This is a genomic window from Sodalis sp. RH20 (genome assembly GCF_047324205.1).
Taxonomy (GTDB): domain Bacteria; phylum Pseudomonadota; class Gammaproteobacteria; order Enterobacterales; family Enterobacteriaceae; genus Acerihabitans.
Genome location: NZ_CP178733.1, coordinates 1,324,772 through 1,340,933, shown reverse-complemented (window position 1 = coordinate 1,340,933; position 16,162 = coordinate 1,324,772). Strand labels below are relative to the sequence as shown.

Below are 16,162 nucleotides of genomic sequence, written 5' to 3'. Positions count from 1 at the left end.
CATGAAAGCACCTAGCGCCCATCATTCCTGCCTCTGGCCGTTTTTGCACGCCATCGTCCTGGCTGTCGCACTCGCCGCAATTGGGACCACCCAGGCACAAATCCGCATTGACAGCACCGGCATCAATGCCAGCGGGAACGTCATCGGTGACGACGTGCTCTACAGCATCGGCGGCGGCCGTGCCGTGTCCATGGGCAGTGCCGGTAACATGCAAAGCATCGGCGTCGGTGCCGGCTGGAACAGCAATCTGATCTGCGGTGACATGAGTCTCACCACCACGCTACAGAACCAGCTCAACGGCGTCACCAACGGTTTCCAGTCCATCATGAGTAACGTCATCCAGAACGCCACCAGCGCGGTGGCTTCACTACCGGCGTTGATCGTCCAGCGCGCCGATCCTGGCCTGTACAACCTGCTGACCAACGGGATCCTGCAGGCCCGGATGGATTTCGACCGTTCCAAGATGACTTGCCGGGCCATCGCCAACCGTCTGGCGGACACGGCCGGCGGCCAGGCCGGCTGGGATCAGCTAGCCGAAGGGGTGGCCCTCAAAAGCGCCGTAGGCAGTACCGATGCGGTCTCGGCCATCGAGCAGGCCGAATCCAGCAAGGGCAACAGCGGCGTGCCCTGGGTGGGCGGCAGCAACGCCGGCGGCTCCGGCCAGAACGCCATCAAGGTGGCCAGCGACGTTACCCGCGCCGGCTACAACCTGCTCAATGGCCGCAGCGTCACCGACACCGCGTCCATCAGCCAGGACGACTGCGGCGAACGGCTCACCTGCCAGGCCTGGACCTCCCCGCAAGCCGCCGCCGACTGGGCCAACCGGGTGCTGGGCGAGCGCGAACAACAAACCTGCGAATCCTGCACCAAGACCCAGACCACGCCCGGCGTGGGCCTGACACCGCTTATTCAAGAAGAATTCGAGACCAAGCTGCAAGCCCTGCAAGAGTTGGTCTCGGGCGCCAAACCCACGACCGCCGAGAACCTGGACGCCGCCGGCAGCAACTCGCTGCCGATCACCCGCGGCGTGATCGAGGCACTGCGCGACGAACCCGATCAGGACCTGCTGGGTAAGCGCCTGGCCTCGGAAGCGGCGCTGTCAAGCGTGCTGGAAAAAGCCCTGCTGCTGCAACGCACTCTGCTGACCGGCAGGCAAGAACCCAACATCGCGGCCAATGAACTGGCGGTCAAGGCGGTAGAGCAGGAAAACAACACACTGGAGCAGGAGATAAACAACCTCAAGACCGAGCTGGAACTGCGGCAAACACTGGCCAACAACTCAGCCATGGCCATTATCCAGCGTCATGGTTCGAGGGCCGCGGGCTCACGCGGCATCTTCGAAGACGACACCTTGCGTAACCGCCTCGATGAAGTTCAGAAATCGCGCAGCGAGACACAATGAGCGTCCCAGCAAGGACATGGATTTTGCGGCTGTTCAGCCACCGGATCATTCTGGCGCTGGTGGGTTTGCTGCTCGTTATCGGTACCGCCCTGTCCATCCACTTTTCCGGTGGCCGCATCGTAGATAACATTGCTGATGGCGAGCGCTGGTTGTGGGCTTATTCCGGTTATTTTTTCGTCTGGCGCCTGCTTCTCTATATGGTTATAGCCACAGGCTGGCGACGGTTACGTACATGCCTGCGACAGCAGGACCCTTCAAAGGAATTCTCCCAACGCATAGGGAGAATTGAAATTTTCACAGTGATGACGATTATTTTACTGGAAAGCCGGTATTCGCTTTCTTAACGCGAATACTTTCTAAACGGTAGTACTCGCTGCCTGCTGCCAAAAGGAGATGCACAAAGGGCCTGGAAAGGGCAAGGGAATAGGGTTCAAGGGGAACGGGCCTACCTGGAAATAATTGATTTTCTCCAAAAGAAAAAGGAAAAGGCTCACCGCTAATCGTACTTTCAGGGGGGGTTATGCTTGCTCTGTTCCACCGAAAATCCGCCACACGGGTCACAGCATCCACGGCGGCAAACAGCAAAGGGCTGATGCGGCCGGAGCCAGCCGACACGCTGCTGGCATCCCCTCGCCGGAAGAAGTTACTGGAGCATATCTGGCAACGCACGTCACTCTCGCGCAAGCAGTTCGCGGCACTGTATTTGGTCCCGTTGGAACGCTATGCCGAACTGGTCCAGCTTTTCCCGGCCTCGGAAAGCCACCACCATGCCTATCCGGGCGGTATGCTTGACCACGGTCTGGAAACGATTGCCTACGCGCTCAAACTGAGGCAGTCCCATCTGTTACCTTCCGGCGCAACGCCAGAAGACCAAGTCGCACAAGCCGAAGCGTGGACGGCCGCCACGGCCTACGCCGCGCTGTTGCACGATATCGGCAAAGTGGCCGTGGACCTGCTCGTTGAGCAGGCCGACGGCAGCATCTGGCATCCCTGGCATGGCTCGTTGCAGCAGCATTATCGCTTTCGCTACCGGCCAGAGCGCGAGTACCGGTTGCATAGCGCGGCCTCCGGCCTGCTCTACAACCGCCTGATTGATAACTCGGCCCTTGACTGGCTCAGCAACTTTCCTGCGCTTTGGTCGGCGCTCATCTACGTTCTGGCAGGGCAATATGAGCATGCTGGCGTACTCGGTGAGCTGGTAATTCAAGCTGACCGCGCGTCCGTATCACAGGCGATGGGAGGCGATCCGGCCAAGGCACTGGCAGTACCGAAACACGCGTTGCAACGCAAACTCCTGGAGGGTTTGCGCTATCTGCTTAAGGAAGAGTTTAAACTAAATCAACCCGGTCCCTCGGATGGCTGGTTAACCGCTGATGCCCTTTGGTTAGTGAGCAAAACCGTTGCCGACAAGCTACGCGCCCATCTCCTGTCCCAGGGCATCGAGGGCATACCCAGCAACAATACGGCGGTATTCGACGTGCTTCAGGACCACGGTATCGTCCAAGCGACGCCCGATGGCAAGGCCATCTGGCGGGCGACGGTTTCCAGCAACAGCGGCTGGTCGAATCCCTTCACCTTTCTCAAAATGTCACCTTCGCTCATCTGGGAGCCGGCAAACCTACCCGCACCGTTCGAGGGCTCGGTCGAGACTGAACCGGTGGTTGAAAACGCCCCCCAGACGATTTTGGCAAGCGAAACGCCAGTGGCCGACAGCGCAATAACTACGGCTCCCCAACCCTCCAGCGAGACGATAGACAATCTCCTCGATCTGCTTGGCACGCCTAAGCCCGACATTATCGCGCCGACTGAGGAAGCCATTGTCCCTGTGGCTTCAGTACATCACCAGGACGCGCCACCGCTTGCTGAAATAGCATCAGAAAAAGGCGCTTACGACATGTCCCTTGCGCCCTCCGGTCAGCATTTCGTCGCATGGTTACAGCAGGCCATCCAGTCGCATAAACTGATTATCAACGATGCCAAGGCGCTGGTGCATACCGTGAACGATACGGTCTACCTTGTCAGCCCGGGGATATTCCAGCGCTATGTGCAGGAGTATCCCCAGATCGCAACCTTTGCCAAGCAGGATCATCTGGCCGCCTGGCAATGGGTGCAAAAGCGCTTCGAAAAGCTGCAACTGCACCGTAAGCAAGACAATGGCCTGAACATCTGGACCTGTGAGGTAATTGGACCACGCAAATCCCGGCGTTTGCACGGTTACCTACTTCAGGATCCTTTTACAGTGTTCGCCGATAAACCGCTCAACAACCCTTACCTCACGCTCACCCGTGACCAATGAAATGGCGGGCTAACCAACATCTTTTGACTCAACGGCGAAGCACTGGTGGCCTGTCGATTTAGTTATACTTATTTAGTTTTCGCTTTCATTATCAGAGTGATGATGACAAATCACGCTAAGCCTGGCGCTGACCTAGCATGGGCAGGCTGCGGGAAGGTGATTACACACGGGGAATGTTAGATTTATTTCAGAATTGAAGGATATAAACACGATCAATCTTGGTATTATTTATTGTGCATCACTCTGTACAGTATTTTCTGACTCGTATTCGGCCCGATTGGAATAACAACGCGAACATTTTCCAGCAAAGGTAAGCTTAATAGCCTATCAAAAAGATGATATAGCATATTCCAGGCAACCTGGATAATCAATAAATTTCAAATTATCACCTGAGTGATTAACACGTATATTTTATCAACATTAACACTCATTATTGTTTATTTTTTAGAATAGTGTTACCTTTATTTATTTTAATAAATTTGAGTAAACCAACATAATAGCAAATTCGCTTTATCCACTTGATTTTTGAAAAAAATATTTAGACCATCACCGGCCTAAAAAAATAATTTAATATTTATCTATTACTTTTTTTAATTCCCCGATGGAATAAAATTAATTTATTCCAGCATATAAGTTCTGATACATTACAAAATTTAACCATTTTAAGCACGCAATGCTAATTAATAACCCCTAAAAAGGGTTTAAAACAATCAAAATTGCATTTAATTTATGATAACAACAGGTGATAGCTTTGGTCAAAAAAATAGGATTAGGGAAAAGCGTCCTTGAGGCTGCCCAAGAGAGGATAACTTGGGTTTTCGATACATTTCAGCGCATTAGCGTGTCCTTCTCTGGGGGTAAAGATTCAACGGTCTTACTGCATCTGGTGGCTGAAATCGCGCGTCGAAAAAAACGGTCATTTAGTGTGCTATTTATTGACTGGGAGGTGCAGTTTACTCTTACTATCAATCATATAGAGAAAATGAAAGCCCTGTATGATGATTGTATCGATCGCTTTTACTGGGTGGCCCTTCCCATGACTACCGTGAATGGGGTCTCTCAATATCAACCCGAATGGGTGGCATGGCAACCGGACACTGACTGGGTGCGCCAACCCCCTCCCGATGCGATCACCGACCCTGCGTTTTTCCCTTTTTACCGGCACGCCATGACCTTTGAAGAATTTGTACCCGCTTTTGCCAGTTGGTTTGCGCAAAAAAAGAGTGCAGCGATTTTAATCGGCATCCGTACCGATGAATCGCTTAATCGCTTTGCCGCGATCAGTTCTTATTCTAAACTTCGCTACGCAGATGATAAACCCTGGACAACGGCATCATCAGAAGGTTTTGTTTATAATGCCTATCCTATTTACGACTGGAAAGTGAATGACATTTGGCTTTTTTTTGCCAAATTTAAGCGTATTTATAATCCACTTTATGATCTTATGTACCAGGCCGGCGTGCCGTTGAGCTCGATGCGCATTTGCGAACCCTTCGGCCCCGAACAACGCAAGGGATTATGGCTTTACCACGTGCTTGAGCCGGAAACATGGGAGAAAGCTTGCCGACGAGTGGCGGGAGCGAATTCCGGCGCACTGTATGCCGACCAAACCGGGAATTTTTACGCCAATCGGAAAATAACCAAACCGGTTCAGCATAACTGGAAAAGCTACGCTTTGTTCTTATTGGACAGCATGCCATTGAAAACAGCGGAACATTACCGCAATAAGATTGCCATTTATTTAAAATGGTACCAAAGCCGGGGTTTCCCTGTAGATATCCCCGACGAACAGGACAAGGATTTAGGCGCAAGAGATATTCCTTCCTGGCGCCGTATCTGCAAGACACTAATTCGTAATGATTTCTGGTGTCATACGTTATCATTCAGCCCCAATAAGGCTCACCATTACAAAAAATACCTGCATCGTATGCAGGAGAAACGTAAAGAATGGAGGATTTTATGAATATCGAGGAATTATTTAAGCCCATTTCTGAAGCGCTCAGCGCTATGACCTTCGACGAACAGATCGCAGCCATCAATTCACTAAAAAAGTTTTTACATGAGCAAAGCCCTTTCCGAGAAGAGCCGGTGGACTGTGTCCTCTGGATAAAAGCTGAAAACGTGCTGGCAAATGATTATAACCCCAATAATATGGCGCCCGCCGAAAAAAGATTACTGCTTACCTCCCTGGATAAGGATGGCTATACCCAACCTGTGGTGGTGTGCCAAGAAAAGGAGCGCTATATTGTGGTAGATGGGTTTCACCGAAGCCTGTTGGGGAAAGAAAAAAAGATCCTTCGCAGCCGTTTAAAAAATTATCTTCCTGTTACCTGTATTAGAAACAGCCAGTCAGGAAAAACCGATCGCATCGCGGCCACTATTCGCCATAACCGCGCCCGTGGGAAACATCAAATCATGGCCATGTCAGATATCGTGAGGGACCTGGCGCGATTAGGCTGGAAGGACGAGAAAATAGCCAAGGAATTGGGTATGGATGCGGATGAAGTGCTTAGGCTCAAGCAGATCACCGGATTAACGGAATTATTTGCAGATAGTCACTTTTCTGAAGCATGGACGGTGAAGTAGACTCGTTTTTACAAAATCATGTCCCACCACCGCATCAATAATTATTTATGAGGAGGTTGATATTCCATGGTGGTTCTCATAGAACACGAGGCTTGATATCGAAAAGCGTCCGCCACGCTTCCGATGTCCCGTGGGACCTCAGTAAGGGCCGGATTAGTGAGCAAACGCAACAAGATATTCATCGCATTGCTGGTGTAATGAGAGAGGATATCTAGTGCGCGGTTAGATAGGCAGCTTTTGTGCGGTCAGGTTTAGCTGTAATGAAATGAGGTCGGTAGCATGTCATGGGGTAATACCCTATAAACTTAAAATTTTCCCTGAAATGTGGGTGCTTAGCGTGCGCCCGTGGGCCAGTTTATGCCCAGGCGTACGGCCAGGATGGCCAAACGTCTGTCCAACGTCCACAACCGAGCGTTGGGAGTGATCAGGGTGGAGGCCAGTAGGGTCATATCAACCAGACCGCAACCTTGGCCATAAAGGCCCTCCTGCTCAATCAAGTTCCTGACCTCGGTCTGGTTGGCAGAATGACAGGTACGTAGCAGAGCTAAATCGCCCAGCGTTCTCCCGCGGGGCGCAGGGGGGGTGCCGCACGCTAATTCCGTCAGTACAAACGGGTGGATAAGCACTCTATCCTGCATCATCAAATCAACCAATTCGGTTTTATTTTGGCGAAAATGCTCAATCCAGACACTGGTATCGACCAACACGTCCTGAACAACGGGCATCAGCGGCTCGAATCTTGACGACGGCGCGGCACATTTGACATAGTCGGCGCGCTACCGCCGAGGGCGGCAAGACGTTTGGCGGCCTGAACACGGACAAAGGTGTGGATGGCCTCGCGGAAAAGGTCTGCTTTGTCCATGTCCGGACCAGCCAGTTCCAGCGCCTGCTCATACAAATTGTCATCAATGGTGACGGTGGTACGCATTTTATGACCTCTTTGCGGTGACGCATCTAAATTGATTCTATTTAACATCAATTCACGCATCAAAGCAACACATCAGCACAATTTTGATACCGTTTTTCTTAGAAATGGTTTTGTTTATAGCAGCCTGGATGACCAGAGGCAGCCGAGAAAAACTATATGGGGCGCATCCGTTTCGCATTGTTCATCGCCTTTTCATCGTTGCTGAGATGAACTCGAACGATGTTAATCTGGCGTGGAGAAACGTCTATGCTCTCCTTTAGTTCTGAAATACGCACCAGGCAAAGGCCTTTACTGCTGTTGCTGGGGATATTGGTTCTACTGTTCTTTGCCGCACTGGTTGCCAACCTGCTGGGCATTTACCTGTGCGGCGGTATCGCCGATTGGCAGCAGTGGCTCAATGCCCATAGCGTCCATTTCCTCGTCTGGCGCCTGTGCCTGTATCTGACCTTGCTGGCCGTCTGGCCCTGGGCGCGGCGGCGCAGGCTCCAGCGCGACCCAAATTCAGCCCGGGCGCTCCACATCCTCGAAGCCCTGAGCGTGGGAGCCATCGTGTTCTCCGAAGCCTGCCAGTGGCTGCGCGTAGTATAGGAGACGGTGATGACCTTGCAGACCACCGACTATCTGGAATACTACCTGACGCTGGTCGCCTGGCTCGTTAACAACGGCGTCTGGAACATCCTCGTTGCCAGCGGCCTGTTCGCCCTGCCCTTTGCCGGGATTTTCATTCAGGAATGGCTGCGGGCGCGAACTGAGGGGGCCGACGAGGGCAATAAAGGCGTGTTGTCCTCGATGCGTATCGAGAACCGTATCTGGATGGCGATAGTGGCCATCCTGTTTGGTTGTGTGCCGTATATCGACGTCGACCTGTCCACCATCAAATTTGACACTACACGCTCTACGCAATGCCAGGTCAGCGTACCACTGCCCACGGAGACCGGTTGGGAAAAATCATTTACCTCGCTCAATAACCAGAGCGCGAAAATCCCCCTCTGGTGGTTTTTCATGCATGCCATCTCCAAAGCCGTAACCAGCGCGGCGGTAGCCGCCATCCCCTGCGGTACTGACCTGCGGCAAATGCGCATGGAAATAGACAGCACGCGTATCGACGACCCGGTCCTAGCACAGGAGGTTGCCGATTTCACACACGATTGCTACGGCCCGGCGCGGGCAAAACTGTTTATGGGACGCCCAGAGCTCAGCGAGGCTCAGATGTATGACGTCACCTGGATAGGCTCAAATTTCTTTCTCAATACCAGCGGTTACTATGACAGTTATCACTCAAAAACACCGCGCACAGCCTGGCCCTATGATGCCACACGCGACGCGGGCCTGGCGCAAGTGGACAGCGGAGGCGGCTACCCAACGTGTCGACAATGGTGGTCAGATGCGGACACTGGACTGCGCGCCCGACTGCTGGCCGTGGTCAATCTAGACCTGATGACCCGGATAGCAAAGTGGGCAGGATTCATCTCACGTACTGAACTGGACGATTCGGTGATCCGCGCGATTGCCGCGCCGCGCCAGCAGAAGATGAACCAAGGGGCCGTCTATGCGGACTACGGCGGGCAGGTCGATATGACGTTGCCCAACGTCGTCACCCGCGCCGTGGCGGACGCCGGCGTGACCGTGGGTGCCCTTGCCTATTTCCCGGCGATGGATGCGGTGCGACAGGCCCTCCCAATGGTACTGTCACTGCTGAAGATGGCACTGATCATCTGCATCCCCCTGGTATTGATGCTGGCGACCTACGATCTGAAGGCTTTCGTGACGGTCAGCTGCGTGTTCTTCGCGCTGTATTTTGTGGAATTCTGGTTCCAATTGGCCCGCTGGCTGGACTCTACGATCTTGGATGCGCTTTACGGCTGGGGGCTGGGTGCGGATCGGCCACAGGTGAACTTCGATCCGTTGCTGGGGCTCAACAACGCCTTCGGCGATATGCTACTGAACTTCGTTATGGCGACGATGTTTCTTGTGTTGCCAACATTTTGGGTTACAGCATTAGGATGGGCCGGTGTTCGGGCAGGAAACATGCTACAAGGCTTGACGAATGGCTCCCGGGACGTGGGACAAGCCGGGAGCAAAGGCTCAGGTATACTGATCAGCACAGCAAAGAAGTAGCCTTGGTTTCAGTCGTCCTCGAACCGAGGGTCGGGGTCATCGTTGTAGTTGTACGGATTATAAGAGAGGCTATCGCGATGATCCAGTTCTTCTGCCTTACGCCCCAAGAAGTCGGATTCATCTTGCCCCATTGAATGTTCGGCCACCCAAGCTGCGGCTACCGCAAACACCAGTAGCAAAGCCAACCAGAACGCAGCATACAGAAGCAACCCAAGCAGTACGAGTTTGATGAGCCAAATCAACACACTGGCGCCCACCGCAGGAACCCCCCGTGAAATGATCCAGTCAGCTACATGACGCTCGCGAGACACATACCCACGCCAGGTCCGTCCCATGCTCCGGCCAAGTCGGTAAGTCCATCGTTTCGTGTGTGCGTGTGTAATCATAGCCATACCTCGTGCCTCAATTCTCCATTAAATGGATAGCTGCTCCCAAGGTGTGTCCTGCAATTAATGTTGTTCGAGTTCCATCGCATCATGCAGAACACGGCCAACGGCCATCAAATCCTCAGCGTCTATCCGATAAATGAGAAAATGACGCGGCCGATGAACAACCCCATCCTTCGATTTGGCGCGCTCAGCACTTAACTTAAGATGCCATTACCTCGCGCCTTTGCCGAGTTCTTTTCGCGCCACACTACCGAGCCGACCAGGGTCCGAAGCTACGTCCCGCAACGCTTTAGCTCATAACGCCTACCTGCAGCCTCACCGAACTGAATATGAGTCCATTTAAGTATATTAATTATATCCGATTGGGCGACGGCCGATAGGCGATAGCGCATCATTTGCGATGTTGATTCTGCTCACTGCCAGCGGCGCGAACGCCTAACTCACCGATGAAATCTTCGAGCTTGTCATTCTGGACATCTGTAAAACGGCCATCATCGATTTCTCTCCAGCCTACTTGCGCGGCCGCTTTCAGGGCATCAAGTTTGGCCTCCTCAACGTCCTCTCGTTGCTCGAGCAGGCGTAACCCGTCACGCAACACTTCGCTCGCATTCTGATAACGGCCTGAATTAACAAGCCTTTCGACCATCTCGTGCTGATGGTCAGTCAGTACCACATTGCGTGTGTGCATGGCTTCAACTCCCCAAATAACAGTCTGTTCTCAGGATATCATCATTGGCAGATTATGCCAATGATGCCAGTGGACGTCCACAACTGCGGTTTCATGGCTCCATCGAAAGAACTACCGCCTCACGGTTCAGGCGGTTCCACCTTTTCCAGCCGACTCATTAACCCTGCGCGAAGGATTCCTGATCGTAAGGCTGTCCTCCAGGATCCGCCCGTGGCTCAGGTCCTCGGTGTACAAGATCTGGCAACCAGCCGTCGCCGCGGCTGCGAAGATACAAGCATCATTAAACGAGATCTGGTGCCGTTCCGCAATCTGTTGTGCGCGGCCATGAACATCCACCGTCAGCGGTACGACATTGCAGAAGCTACGTACCAGCACCAGAAAAGGTCCAATATCTTCCCAGCTCATCGCAAGCTTGCAACGACACACGCTCGTCACCTCATTAAGGACCTGTACACTGATCACTGGATTGGTTTTCAACAATGCTTCAGCATTGTCAGCTTTAGCTTTAGCTGAATCTGCAGACAGCAGACAGCAGACAGCAGACAGCAGATAATAGGCCAGGAGTGTCCACGATCCTAAAGACAGTCCAACATAAGCTATGGCCGTGCATTAACGCCATGCGTGTTCGCCTGCTGCGGCTAACGAGCTGGGTTATGCGTTCGCGGGTGCTCCACTCGAATTATCGGCAAGACCAAAACGGAAGCTCGATACCGTAATGCTGCCAAACATGGTGTCGTCGTTATAAACGCACGTCCCGGGCTCATCGAGCCCGGCACCGACGGCAACCATCAGTGGCACAAGGTGGTCTTCACATGGATGTGCGATACGGGCAGCCGGCGCGTCGGCCCAGTGTGTCAGTTGCTTTTCGCGCTCGGCGGGGGAACTGGCGGTCAATGTCTTTTGCAGCCAGGCATCGAACAGACGTGATGGAATCGTTCCCTCGGGACTGAGTTTTCCGAAGTTGTGGAAGCTGACACCGCTGCCAATGATGAGGATACCCTCGTCACGCAACGGTGCGAGCAGTCGGCCGAGGGCAATGTGCGCCGCAGGGTCGTAGCCGTGTCGCAGCGACAACTGCACGACAGGGATGTCGGCTTCCGGGAAAGCAACAGCGGCGACCGTAAAGGTGCCGTGGTCAAAGCCACGGTTCGGATCAAGCTTCGCGGCGATGCCACCCGCGGTCAGTAATGCACACACGCGCTCCGCCAGTTCGGGGGAACCCGGTGCCGGGTACTTTACGCGATAGGTGTGTTCCGGAAAACCTTCGTAGTCATAGTACATGGGGGGATTGGGGCTTGAGGACAGGGTGAATTCGGGATTTTCCCAATGCCCGGAAATCATCAAGATTGCCTTTGGACGTTCCGGCAGACTTGACGCCAACTCCTGAAGCGACTTCTCGAGCCGGTCAAACATCGGCCCGAAGCGATCTTTCATCCACGGCCATGGACCGCCTCCGTGAGACAGGTAAAAAGTGGGCATGCGTTTCATTTTAATTGCCTCCAAACGTAGACATCAGCGCGGCAAAATGGGGGCCTTGCGGGCACGCCCCCACAGCACGAACAGTGAAAGCGACAGCATGACGACGTTCCGGGGGATCACTGACGCCTCGCCGCGCGAAACATGGAAGACCATCGCGAACACCTGAAGCACTGAGCAGCATAGCGCCGCCAGCACGGTAAGCCGCGGCAATATCCGGGTCAGAGAAGGGAGCAATAGGCCAAGCCCGCCCGCCAGATCTATGAAGCCCATGATGCGCACGAACGTCTCCGGGAGAACCCCTGTCCACGGCATCATCTTCGCCAGTTCGGGGATGGGCGTGAGGAGCTTCATGTAGGCAGAAAAGAAGAAAAGTACGGCCAGAAGACCCTTAGCCACCCATACGCCGACCCGCAGGGAGCGACTCGCCGTGGGATTGGGAAGGACACTTGTCATGATGGTTTCCTCATTGCTGATTAAACGTTGGTCTGCGCGTTGCGCGACCGAATTACTGCCCGATAACCTCAACCAAGATCAATAATGGAATCTATTACGCGAGGTTAGGGTTGATGCCCCATTGAATACCGTCATGCTGGTCGTGAAGTCGCCATCACACCACGGTCAGCGTTGTGTTTTTGTTGCACTATGAAGCGCCTAAGGAAAACATGGTTGAAATTGCGGAGCTAAGGCAGCACAGATGAGATTTCCTGGACTGCCTCAGTACCGCTTCTGCTCGGCGACTGCCGGTCACCACAAAATGAGGATGAACCGACTACTGGCATCACGCATGGAGAGCCGCGATCTTCTCTTCAGCTTGTGTGATGGCAACCTCTCGTGCCTCGGGTCCAACCGCGATACCTTCAACTGCCACTACATCGATGTTGTCGATACCGAAGAAAGCAAAGATGCCCCGTAGGTAGCTCTCGGCATGCTCAAACGACGCAATGGCCGTACCCGGACCATAAAAACCACCGCGTGCAATGGCAATGACCACGCGCTTCCCACCGGCAAGCCCGACTGGCCCTTGCTCGGTATACCGGAAGGTCTTGCCGGCAATTGCCAGCCGATCGACCCACGCCTTAAGCTGGCTTGGAATGCCGAAGTTGTAGAAACCAACGCCCAACACAACGGTGTCGGCCCCCAGGAACTCCTCGAGCACCTCACTCCCCAGCGCGAGATCGGCTTGCAGCGCGGTATCGTGCTGTATTTCGCCCACCTGGCCGGCCGCCAGGTAGGCGCCGGACAAATGCGGGATCGGTACGGCGGCCAGGTCGCGATAAGTGACCTGTATTGCAGGATTGGTCTCTGTGAGACGGGCGACAACGGAAGCGGAAAGCTCGCGGCTGACCGAATTCGCGCCAAGGATGCTTGAATCAAGGTGAAGTAGTTTCATGGACGTCATCTTCCTGTTGGTATAAAGTAGGTACCAGCTATTCTTTAGTAACTGAGATGACTCGTCAAGACGGCACAATTTTGTTGCATAGGAACAAAGAGGGAACCATGGCTGCTATGTCGCTACTGAACGAACCGGAGCGCTCGATGGCGCTGGACTGCCCGCGGGTCAGTACACTGCTCTCGCGTATTGGCGACAAGTGGACCGTGCTGGTGGTGATGCTCCTGCGAGAAGGTCCACGGCGATTCAGCGAACTCAAGCGCGAGATTGGCGGCATCTCGCAGCGCATGCTCACGCTGACGCTCCGTGGCCTCGAGCGCGATGGCCTGGTGGTCCGCACCGTGTATCCCACAACACCTCCGCGTGTGGACTACGAGCTCACGCGACTCGGCCATGAGTTGCGTGAGCCGGTCGAGGCGCTCGGAAAGTGGGCACTCGCTCATCTCGATGTTATCGATCAAGCCAGGCACGATTTCGACGCCCGGGCTGAGGCGAGTACAACGACGACGCCCCCGCAGGCGTCTCACGCGTCGTCAGCCAGATCGGTGGGCCGCGGCTGAAAAATTGCAGACCTTGCGAGTCTGTACATAAGATTGTGTAATCGCCTGATTTTGATATGTTCAATCCATCATTAGAATTAGGTGAATTTATGGACGAAAAATTGCTACAGGCTCTCGCAACTGAGCTGGCTAAAAGTCTCAAAACCCCTGAGGATCTGAGCCAATTTGATCGGTTTTAAAAAAAATTAAGTGTTGAGGCTGCCCTTAAAGCTGAACTGACCCACCATTTGGGGTATGAGAAAAATCAGCTCAAATCGGGTTCCAACTGATCTCTTCCCATTAAGCAAGACCAAGCTAAACTAGAGTTTCCTGTCGCCCGTCGGCACGCCAAAAAAGTGCAATAGAGACGCAAACGCACCGACTGCGTTAAAACTTTATCGTTGATGACGGATTAGCAGGCTTGTGAAAAAAATATAATAAATTGATATTTAACAACTTTTAAGAAAAATTGTTATTCAGGCATGTTTATTGCCTAATCCTAAGTATGGTTCGGCGTTTTGTAGACCCTCTGAAGTGGAAGGCAGGACGTCATAACACATGAATCTGGCAAAGATGCCCTATCAACTGTTGTAATGGTTGATGGGGCTTTTTTTTACCCAATGAGAGAGTGAGAATGATCAATCAACCGGTTTGCGTCGCGGCAATTCAGTTTGAACCTACACAATTCCGTAAAGAAGACAATATCCTCAGGCTGCTAGCCCTGGCCGGGGAGGCCGCGGCCGGCGGCGCGCGCCTGATCGTCATGCCCGAGATGGGCACCACCGGCTATTGCTGGATGGATCGTGAAGAGGTCGCCGATTACGTCGAGACGGTGCCCGGCGCCACCACCGATCGTTTCGTCCTGCTGGCGGCGCGCTATCAATGTTACCTGGTGGTCGGTTTGCCTGAAGTGGATGCGCGCAGCGGGCTATATTACAACAGCGCGGTGCTGATCGGCCCCGACGGCGTGATCGGCAAACACCGTAAAACCCATCCGTATATCTCGGAGCCAAAATGGGCGGCGAACGGCGATTTGGGGCATCAGGTATTCCCTACCCCGCTTGGCAATATTGCGCTGCTGATTTGCATGGATATCCATTTTATCGAAACCGCCCGCCTGGCCGGCTTACAGGGCGCGGACGTCATTTGCCATATCAGCAACTGGCTGGCCGAGCGCACTCCCGCGCCTTACTGGATTAATCGCGCCTATGAAAACGACTGCTACCTGATTGAAAGCAATCGCTGGGGGCGGGAACGCGGCGTCCAGTTCAGCGGCGGCAGTTGCATTATCGAACCCAACGGCCATATCCAGGCCTGGCGCGATACCGGCGACGGCATCGTTTCCGGGGTTTTGCATACCGGCGCCCGCCGCCGCGTGCTGGCAGAGCGCAGGCCGGAGCTGTACAAGGAATTGATGACAAATACCTTTATGTGGAATCCGCTGGATTTCTTCGGCCTGTACGCCACCAAACCCCTGCCGGAGGGCAAACGCTCGCATATTGCCGTCGGGCAATTCGAACCCGACGATGATATCAACGTCAATCTCAGGCATATCGGACAACTGGCCGCCAGGGCAAAAGCGCAGGGCGCGGAGCTGCTGACGCTGCCCGAGCTTTGCCTCACCGGCAAATACCGGGCCCCCGCCGGCGCCATCACCCCGCGGCACGCCGCCGTCAGCGCCCTGATGGATCTGTGCGCCCGCCTGCGGCTCTACCTGGTGGCGGGCATGGTGGAGGACGGCGGCGACGGCAACCGCTATAACTCGGCGGTATTGATCGGCCCGGACGGCCTGCAGGGGATGTATCGCAAAATTCATTTAACCGCGGAAGACAAGACCTGGGCGACGCCCGGCAGCGCCTGGACCACCGTTGATATTCCCTGCGGGCGCATCGGCCTGCTGATCGGCCATGACCTTGAATTTCCCGAGGCGGGACGGATCCTCGCAATGCGCGGCTGCGATATTATCGCCTGTCCGGCGGCGCTGGATCTGCCGGGGCCGATCGATCATCCCGGCACCGCCGTGCCCCACGACTACCCTATTGCCACCGGAGCATCCCGCCACCACTGGCTGTTAACCCGGGTACGGGCCGGGGAAAACAATGTCTACCTGAGTTATGCCAATGCCAATCTTTCGGGGCTAAGCGGTATTTTCGGGCCGGATACCTTTGTCTGGCCCAGGCGCGAGGCGCTGGTCACCGAGGTCCAGGGCCTGGCCGTGCTGGACATCGATACCAGCAACCTGGACTGCGCCTATCCCACCAATGTGGTGCGGCGCAAAGATCTGGTCGCCATGCGCCAGCCCCATTATTACCAGCCGTTGATCCAGGTTGCCGGCGGCGAATGAGGT

17 protein-coding genes and 1 pseudogene are annotated in these 16,162 nt (G+C 54.3%); 10 read left to right on the top strand and 8 right to left on the bottom strand.

Annotated elements, in window-relative coordinates:
- The first annotated feature begins 1 nt into the window (after position 1).
- The 5 genes from ACL2XM_RS06295 (at position 2) to ACL2XM_RS06275 (ending at position 6,284) form a co-directional block, all read left to right on the top strand.
- A complete protein-coding gene (locus ACL2XM_RS06295) occupies positions 2 to 1,402 on the top strand; it encodes an integrating conjugative element protein (RefSeq protein ID WP_413730111.1) in 1,401 nt (466 codons plus the stop codon).
- The gene (locus ACL2XM_RS06290; RefSeq protein ID WP_413730110.1) at positions 1,399 to 1,746 is read left to right on the top strand and encodes a hypothetical protein; all 348 of its coding nucleotides are present in this window, start codon (positions 1,399 to 1,401) and stop codon (positions 1,744 to 1,746) included. Before ACL2XM_RS06295 ends, ACL2XM_RS06290 begins: the two co-directional genes overlap by 4 nt.
- A gap of 176 nt (positions 1,747 to 1,922) precedes the next feature.
- The gene (gene mobH / locus ACL2XM_RS06285) at positions 1,923 to 3,698 is read left to right on the top strand and encodes a MobH family relaxase (RefSeq protein WP_413730109.1); all 1,776 of its coding nucleotides are present in this window, start codon (positions 1,923 to 1,925) and stop codon (positions 3,696 to 3,698) included.
- 751 nt (positions 3,699 to 4,449) lie between these two features.
- Positions 4,450 to 5,661 carry a phosphoadenosine phosphosulfate reductase gene (locus ACL2XM_RS06280; RefSeq protein WP_413730108.1) on the top strand — a complete coding sequence of 404 codons (1,212 nt, stop codon included), beginning with the start codon at positions 4,450 to 4,452 and terminating at the stop codon, positions 5,659 to 5,661.
- Complete coding sequence (locus ACL2XM_RS06275; RefSeq protein ID WP_413730107.1) at positions 5,646 to 6,284, top strand: IbrB-like domain-containing protein; 639 nt, start codon at positions 5,646 to 5,648, stop codon at positions 6,282 to 6,284. Before ACL2XM_RS06280 ends, ACL2XM_RS06275 begins: the two co-directional genes overlap by 16 nt.
- 332 nt (positions 6,285 to 6,616) lie before the next feature.
- On the opposite strand, the gene ACL2XM_RS06270 is transcribed toward ACL2XM_RS06275, so the two are convergent.
- Both ACL2XM_RS06270 and ACL2XM_RS06265 read right to left on the bottom strand, forming a co-directional pair.
- Positions 6,617 to 7,009, bottom strand: a complete 393-nt coding sequence (locus ACL2XM_RS06270) for a type II toxin-antitoxin system VapC family toxin (protein ID WP_413730106.1) — start codon at positions 7,007 to 7,009, stop codon at positions 6,617 to 6,619.
- Positions 7,009 to 7,272: a type II toxin-antitoxin system VapB family antitoxin gene (locus ACL2XM_RS06265; protein WP_413732595.1), complete on the bottom strand. Its 264-nt coding sequence runs from the start codon at positions 7,270 to 7,272 to the stop codon at positions 7,009 to 7,011. The genes ACL2XM_RS06270 and ACL2XM_RS06265 overlap by 1 nt, the downstream gene beginning before the upstream one ends.
- A 186-nt stretch (positions 7,273 to 7,458) precedes the next feature.
- Here ACL2XM_RS06265 and ACL2XM_RS06260 point away from each other — a divergent pair, with 186 nt between their 5' ends.
- On the top strand, positions 7,459 to 7,800 hold the full coding sequence (locus ACL2XM_RS06260) for a hypothetical protein (protein WP_413730104.1): 342 nt from the start codon (positions 7,459 to 7,461) through the stop codon (positions 7,798 to 7,800).
- A 9-nt stretch (positions 7,801 to 7,809) separates the two neighbouring features.
- On the top strand, positions 7,810 to 9,330 hold the full coding sequence (locus ACL2XM_RS06255; RefSeq protein ID WP_413730103.1) for a conjugal transfer protein TraG N-terminal domain-containing protein: 1,521 nt from the start codon (positions 7,810 to 7,812) through the stop codon (positions 9,328 to 9,330).
- 8 nt (positions 9,331 to 9,338) lie between these two features.
- On the opposite strand, the gene ACL2XM_RS06250 is transcribed toward ACL2XM_RS06255, so the two are convergent.
- The 6 genes from ACL2XM_RS06250 to ACL2XM_RS06225 form a co-directional block, all read right to left on the bottom strand.
- Positions 9,339 to 9,716 carry a DUF3742 family protein gene (locus tag ACL2XM_RS06250; protein ID WP_413732593.1) on the bottom strand — a complete coding sequence of 126 codons (378 nt, stop codon included), beginning with the start codon at positions 9,714 to 9,716 and terminating at the stop codon, positions 9,339 to 9,341.
- Between the two features lie 394 nt (positions 9,717 to 10,110).
- Positions 10,111 to 10,407 (bottom strand): type II toxin-antitoxin system ParD family antitoxin, encoded by a 297-nt coding sequence (locus tag ACL2XM_RS06245; protein WP_413730102.1) that lies wholly within the window; start codon positions 10,405 to 10,407, stop codon positions 10,111 to 10,113.
- A 126-nt stretch (positions 10,408 to 10,533) separates the two neighbouring features.
- Complete coding sequence (locus tag ACL2XM_RS06240) at positions 10,534 to 10,869, bottom strand: PIN domain-containing protein (protein WP_413731046.1); 336 nt, start codon at positions 10,867 to 10,869, stop codon at positions 10,534 to 10,536.
- Positions 10,870 to 11,058: 189 nt separating this feature from the next.
- Complete coding sequence (locus tag ACL2XM_RS06235) at positions 11,059 to 11,895, bottom strand: DODA-type extradiol aromatic ring-opening family dioxygenase (RefSeq protein WP_413730101.1); 837 nt, start codon at positions 11,893 to 11,895, stop codon at positions 11,059 to 11,061.
- Positions 11,896 to 11,919: 24 nt separating this feature from the next.
- The gene (locus tag ACL2XM_RS06230) at positions 11,920 to 12,339 is read right to left on the bottom strand and encodes a DoxX family protein (protein ID WP_413730100.1); all 420 of its coding nucleotides are present in this window, start codon (positions 12,337 to 12,339) and stop codon (positions 11,920 to 11,922) included.
- 325 nt (positions 12,340 to 12,664) lie between these two features.
- Complete coding sequence (locus tag ACL2XM_RS06225) at positions 12,665 to 13,276, bottom strand: FMN-dependent NADH-azoreductase (protein ID WP_413730099.1); 612 nt, start codon at positions 13,274 to 13,276, stop codon at positions 12,665 to 12,667.
- A 116-nt stretch (positions 13,277 to 13,392) separates the two neighbouring features.
- Between ACL2XM_RS06225 and ACL2XM_RS06220 the strand changes: the two genes are divergently transcribed.
- The 3 genes and pseudogenes from ACL2XM_RS06220 (at position 13,393) to ACL2XM_RS06210 (ending at position 16,159) form a co-directional block, all read left to right on the top strand.
- Positions 13,393 to 13,836: a winged helix-turn-helix transcriptional regulator gene (locus ACL2XM_RS06220; protein ID WP_413730098.1), complete on the top strand. Its 444-nt coding sequence runs from the start codon at positions 13,393 to 13,395 to the stop codon at positions 13,834 to 13,836.
- Between the two features lie 89 nt (positions 13,837 to 13,925).
- Positions 13,926 to 14,102: pseudogene (locus ACL2XM_RS06215) on the top strand (IS256 family transposase); the annotation flags it as partial.
- Positions 14,103 to 14,449: 347 nt separating this feature from the next.
- Entirely contained in the window at positions 14,450 to 16,159 is a 1,710-nt protein-coding gene (locus ACL2XM_RS06210) for a nitrilase-related carbon-nitrogen hydrolase (protein WP_413730097.1), read from the top strand.
- The last annotated feature ends 3 nt before the right edge of the window (positions 16,160 to 16,162 follow it).

Excerpts from the sequence above, each read along its gene's own strand:
- ACL2XM_RS06295 (WP_413730111.1), top strand. The coding sequence starts at position 2 with ATGAAAGCACCTAGCGCCCATCATTCCTGCCTCTGGCCGTTTTTGCAC.
- ACL2XM_RS06290 (WP_413730110.1), top strand. The coding sequence starts at position 1,399 with ATGAGCGTCCCAGCAAGGACATGGATTTTGCGGCTGTTCAGCCACCGG.
- mobH (WP_413730109.1), top strand. The coding sequence starts at position 1,923 with ATGCTTGCTCTGTTCCACCGAAAATCCGCCACACGGGTCACAGCATCC.
- ACL2XM_RS06275 (WP_413730107.1), top strand. The coding sequence starts at position 5,646 with ATGGAGGATTTTATGAATATCGAGGAATTATTTAAGCCCATTTCTGAA.
- ACL2XM_RS06270 (WP_413730106.1), bottom strand. The coding sequence starts at position 7,009 with ATGCCCGTTGTTCAGGACGTGTTGGTCGATACCAGTGTCTGGATTGAG.
- ACL2XM_RS06265 (WP_413732595.1), bottom strand. The coding sequence starts at position 7,272 with ATGCGTGAATTGATGTTAAATAGAATCAATTTAGATGCGTCACCGCAA.
- ACL2XM_RS06260 (WP_413730104.1), top strand. The coding sequence starts at position 7,459 with ATGCTCTCCTTTAGTTCTGAAATACGCACCAGGCAAAGGCCTTTACTG.
- ACL2XM_RS06255 (WP_413730103.1), top strand. The coding sequence starts at position 7,810 with ATGACCTTGCAGACCACCGACTATCTGGAATACTACCTGACGCTGGTC.
- ACL2XM_RS06250 (WP_413732593.1), bottom strand. The coding sequence starts at position 9,716 with ATGATTACACACGCACACACGAAACGATGGACTTACCGACTTGGCCGG.
- ACL2XM_RS06245 (WP_413730102.1), bottom strand. The coding sequence starts at position 10,407 with ATGCACACACGCAATGTGGTACTGACTGACCATCAGCACGAGATGGTC.
- ACL2XM_RS06235 (WP_413730101.1), bottom strand. The coding sequence starts at position 11,895 with ATGAAACGCATGCCCACTTTTTACCTGTCTCACGGAGGCGGTCCATGG.
- ACL2XM_RS06230 (WP_413730100.1), bottom strand. The coding sequence starts at position 12,339 with ATGACAAGTGTCCTTCCCAATCCCACGGCGAGTCGCTCCCTGCGGGTC.
- ACL2XM_RS06225 (WP_413730099.1), bottom strand. The coding sequence starts at position 13,276 with ATGAAACTACTTCACCTTGATTCAAGCATCCTTGGCGCGAATTCGGTC.
- ACL2XM_RS06220 (WP_413730098.1), top strand. The coding sequence starts at position 13,393 with ATGTCGCTACTGAACGAACCGGAGCGCTCGATGGCGCTGGACTGCCCG.
- ACL2XM_RS06210 (WP_413730097.1), top strand. The coding sequence starts at position 14,450 with ATGATCAATCAACCGGTTTGCGTCGCGGCAATTCAGTTTGAACCTACA.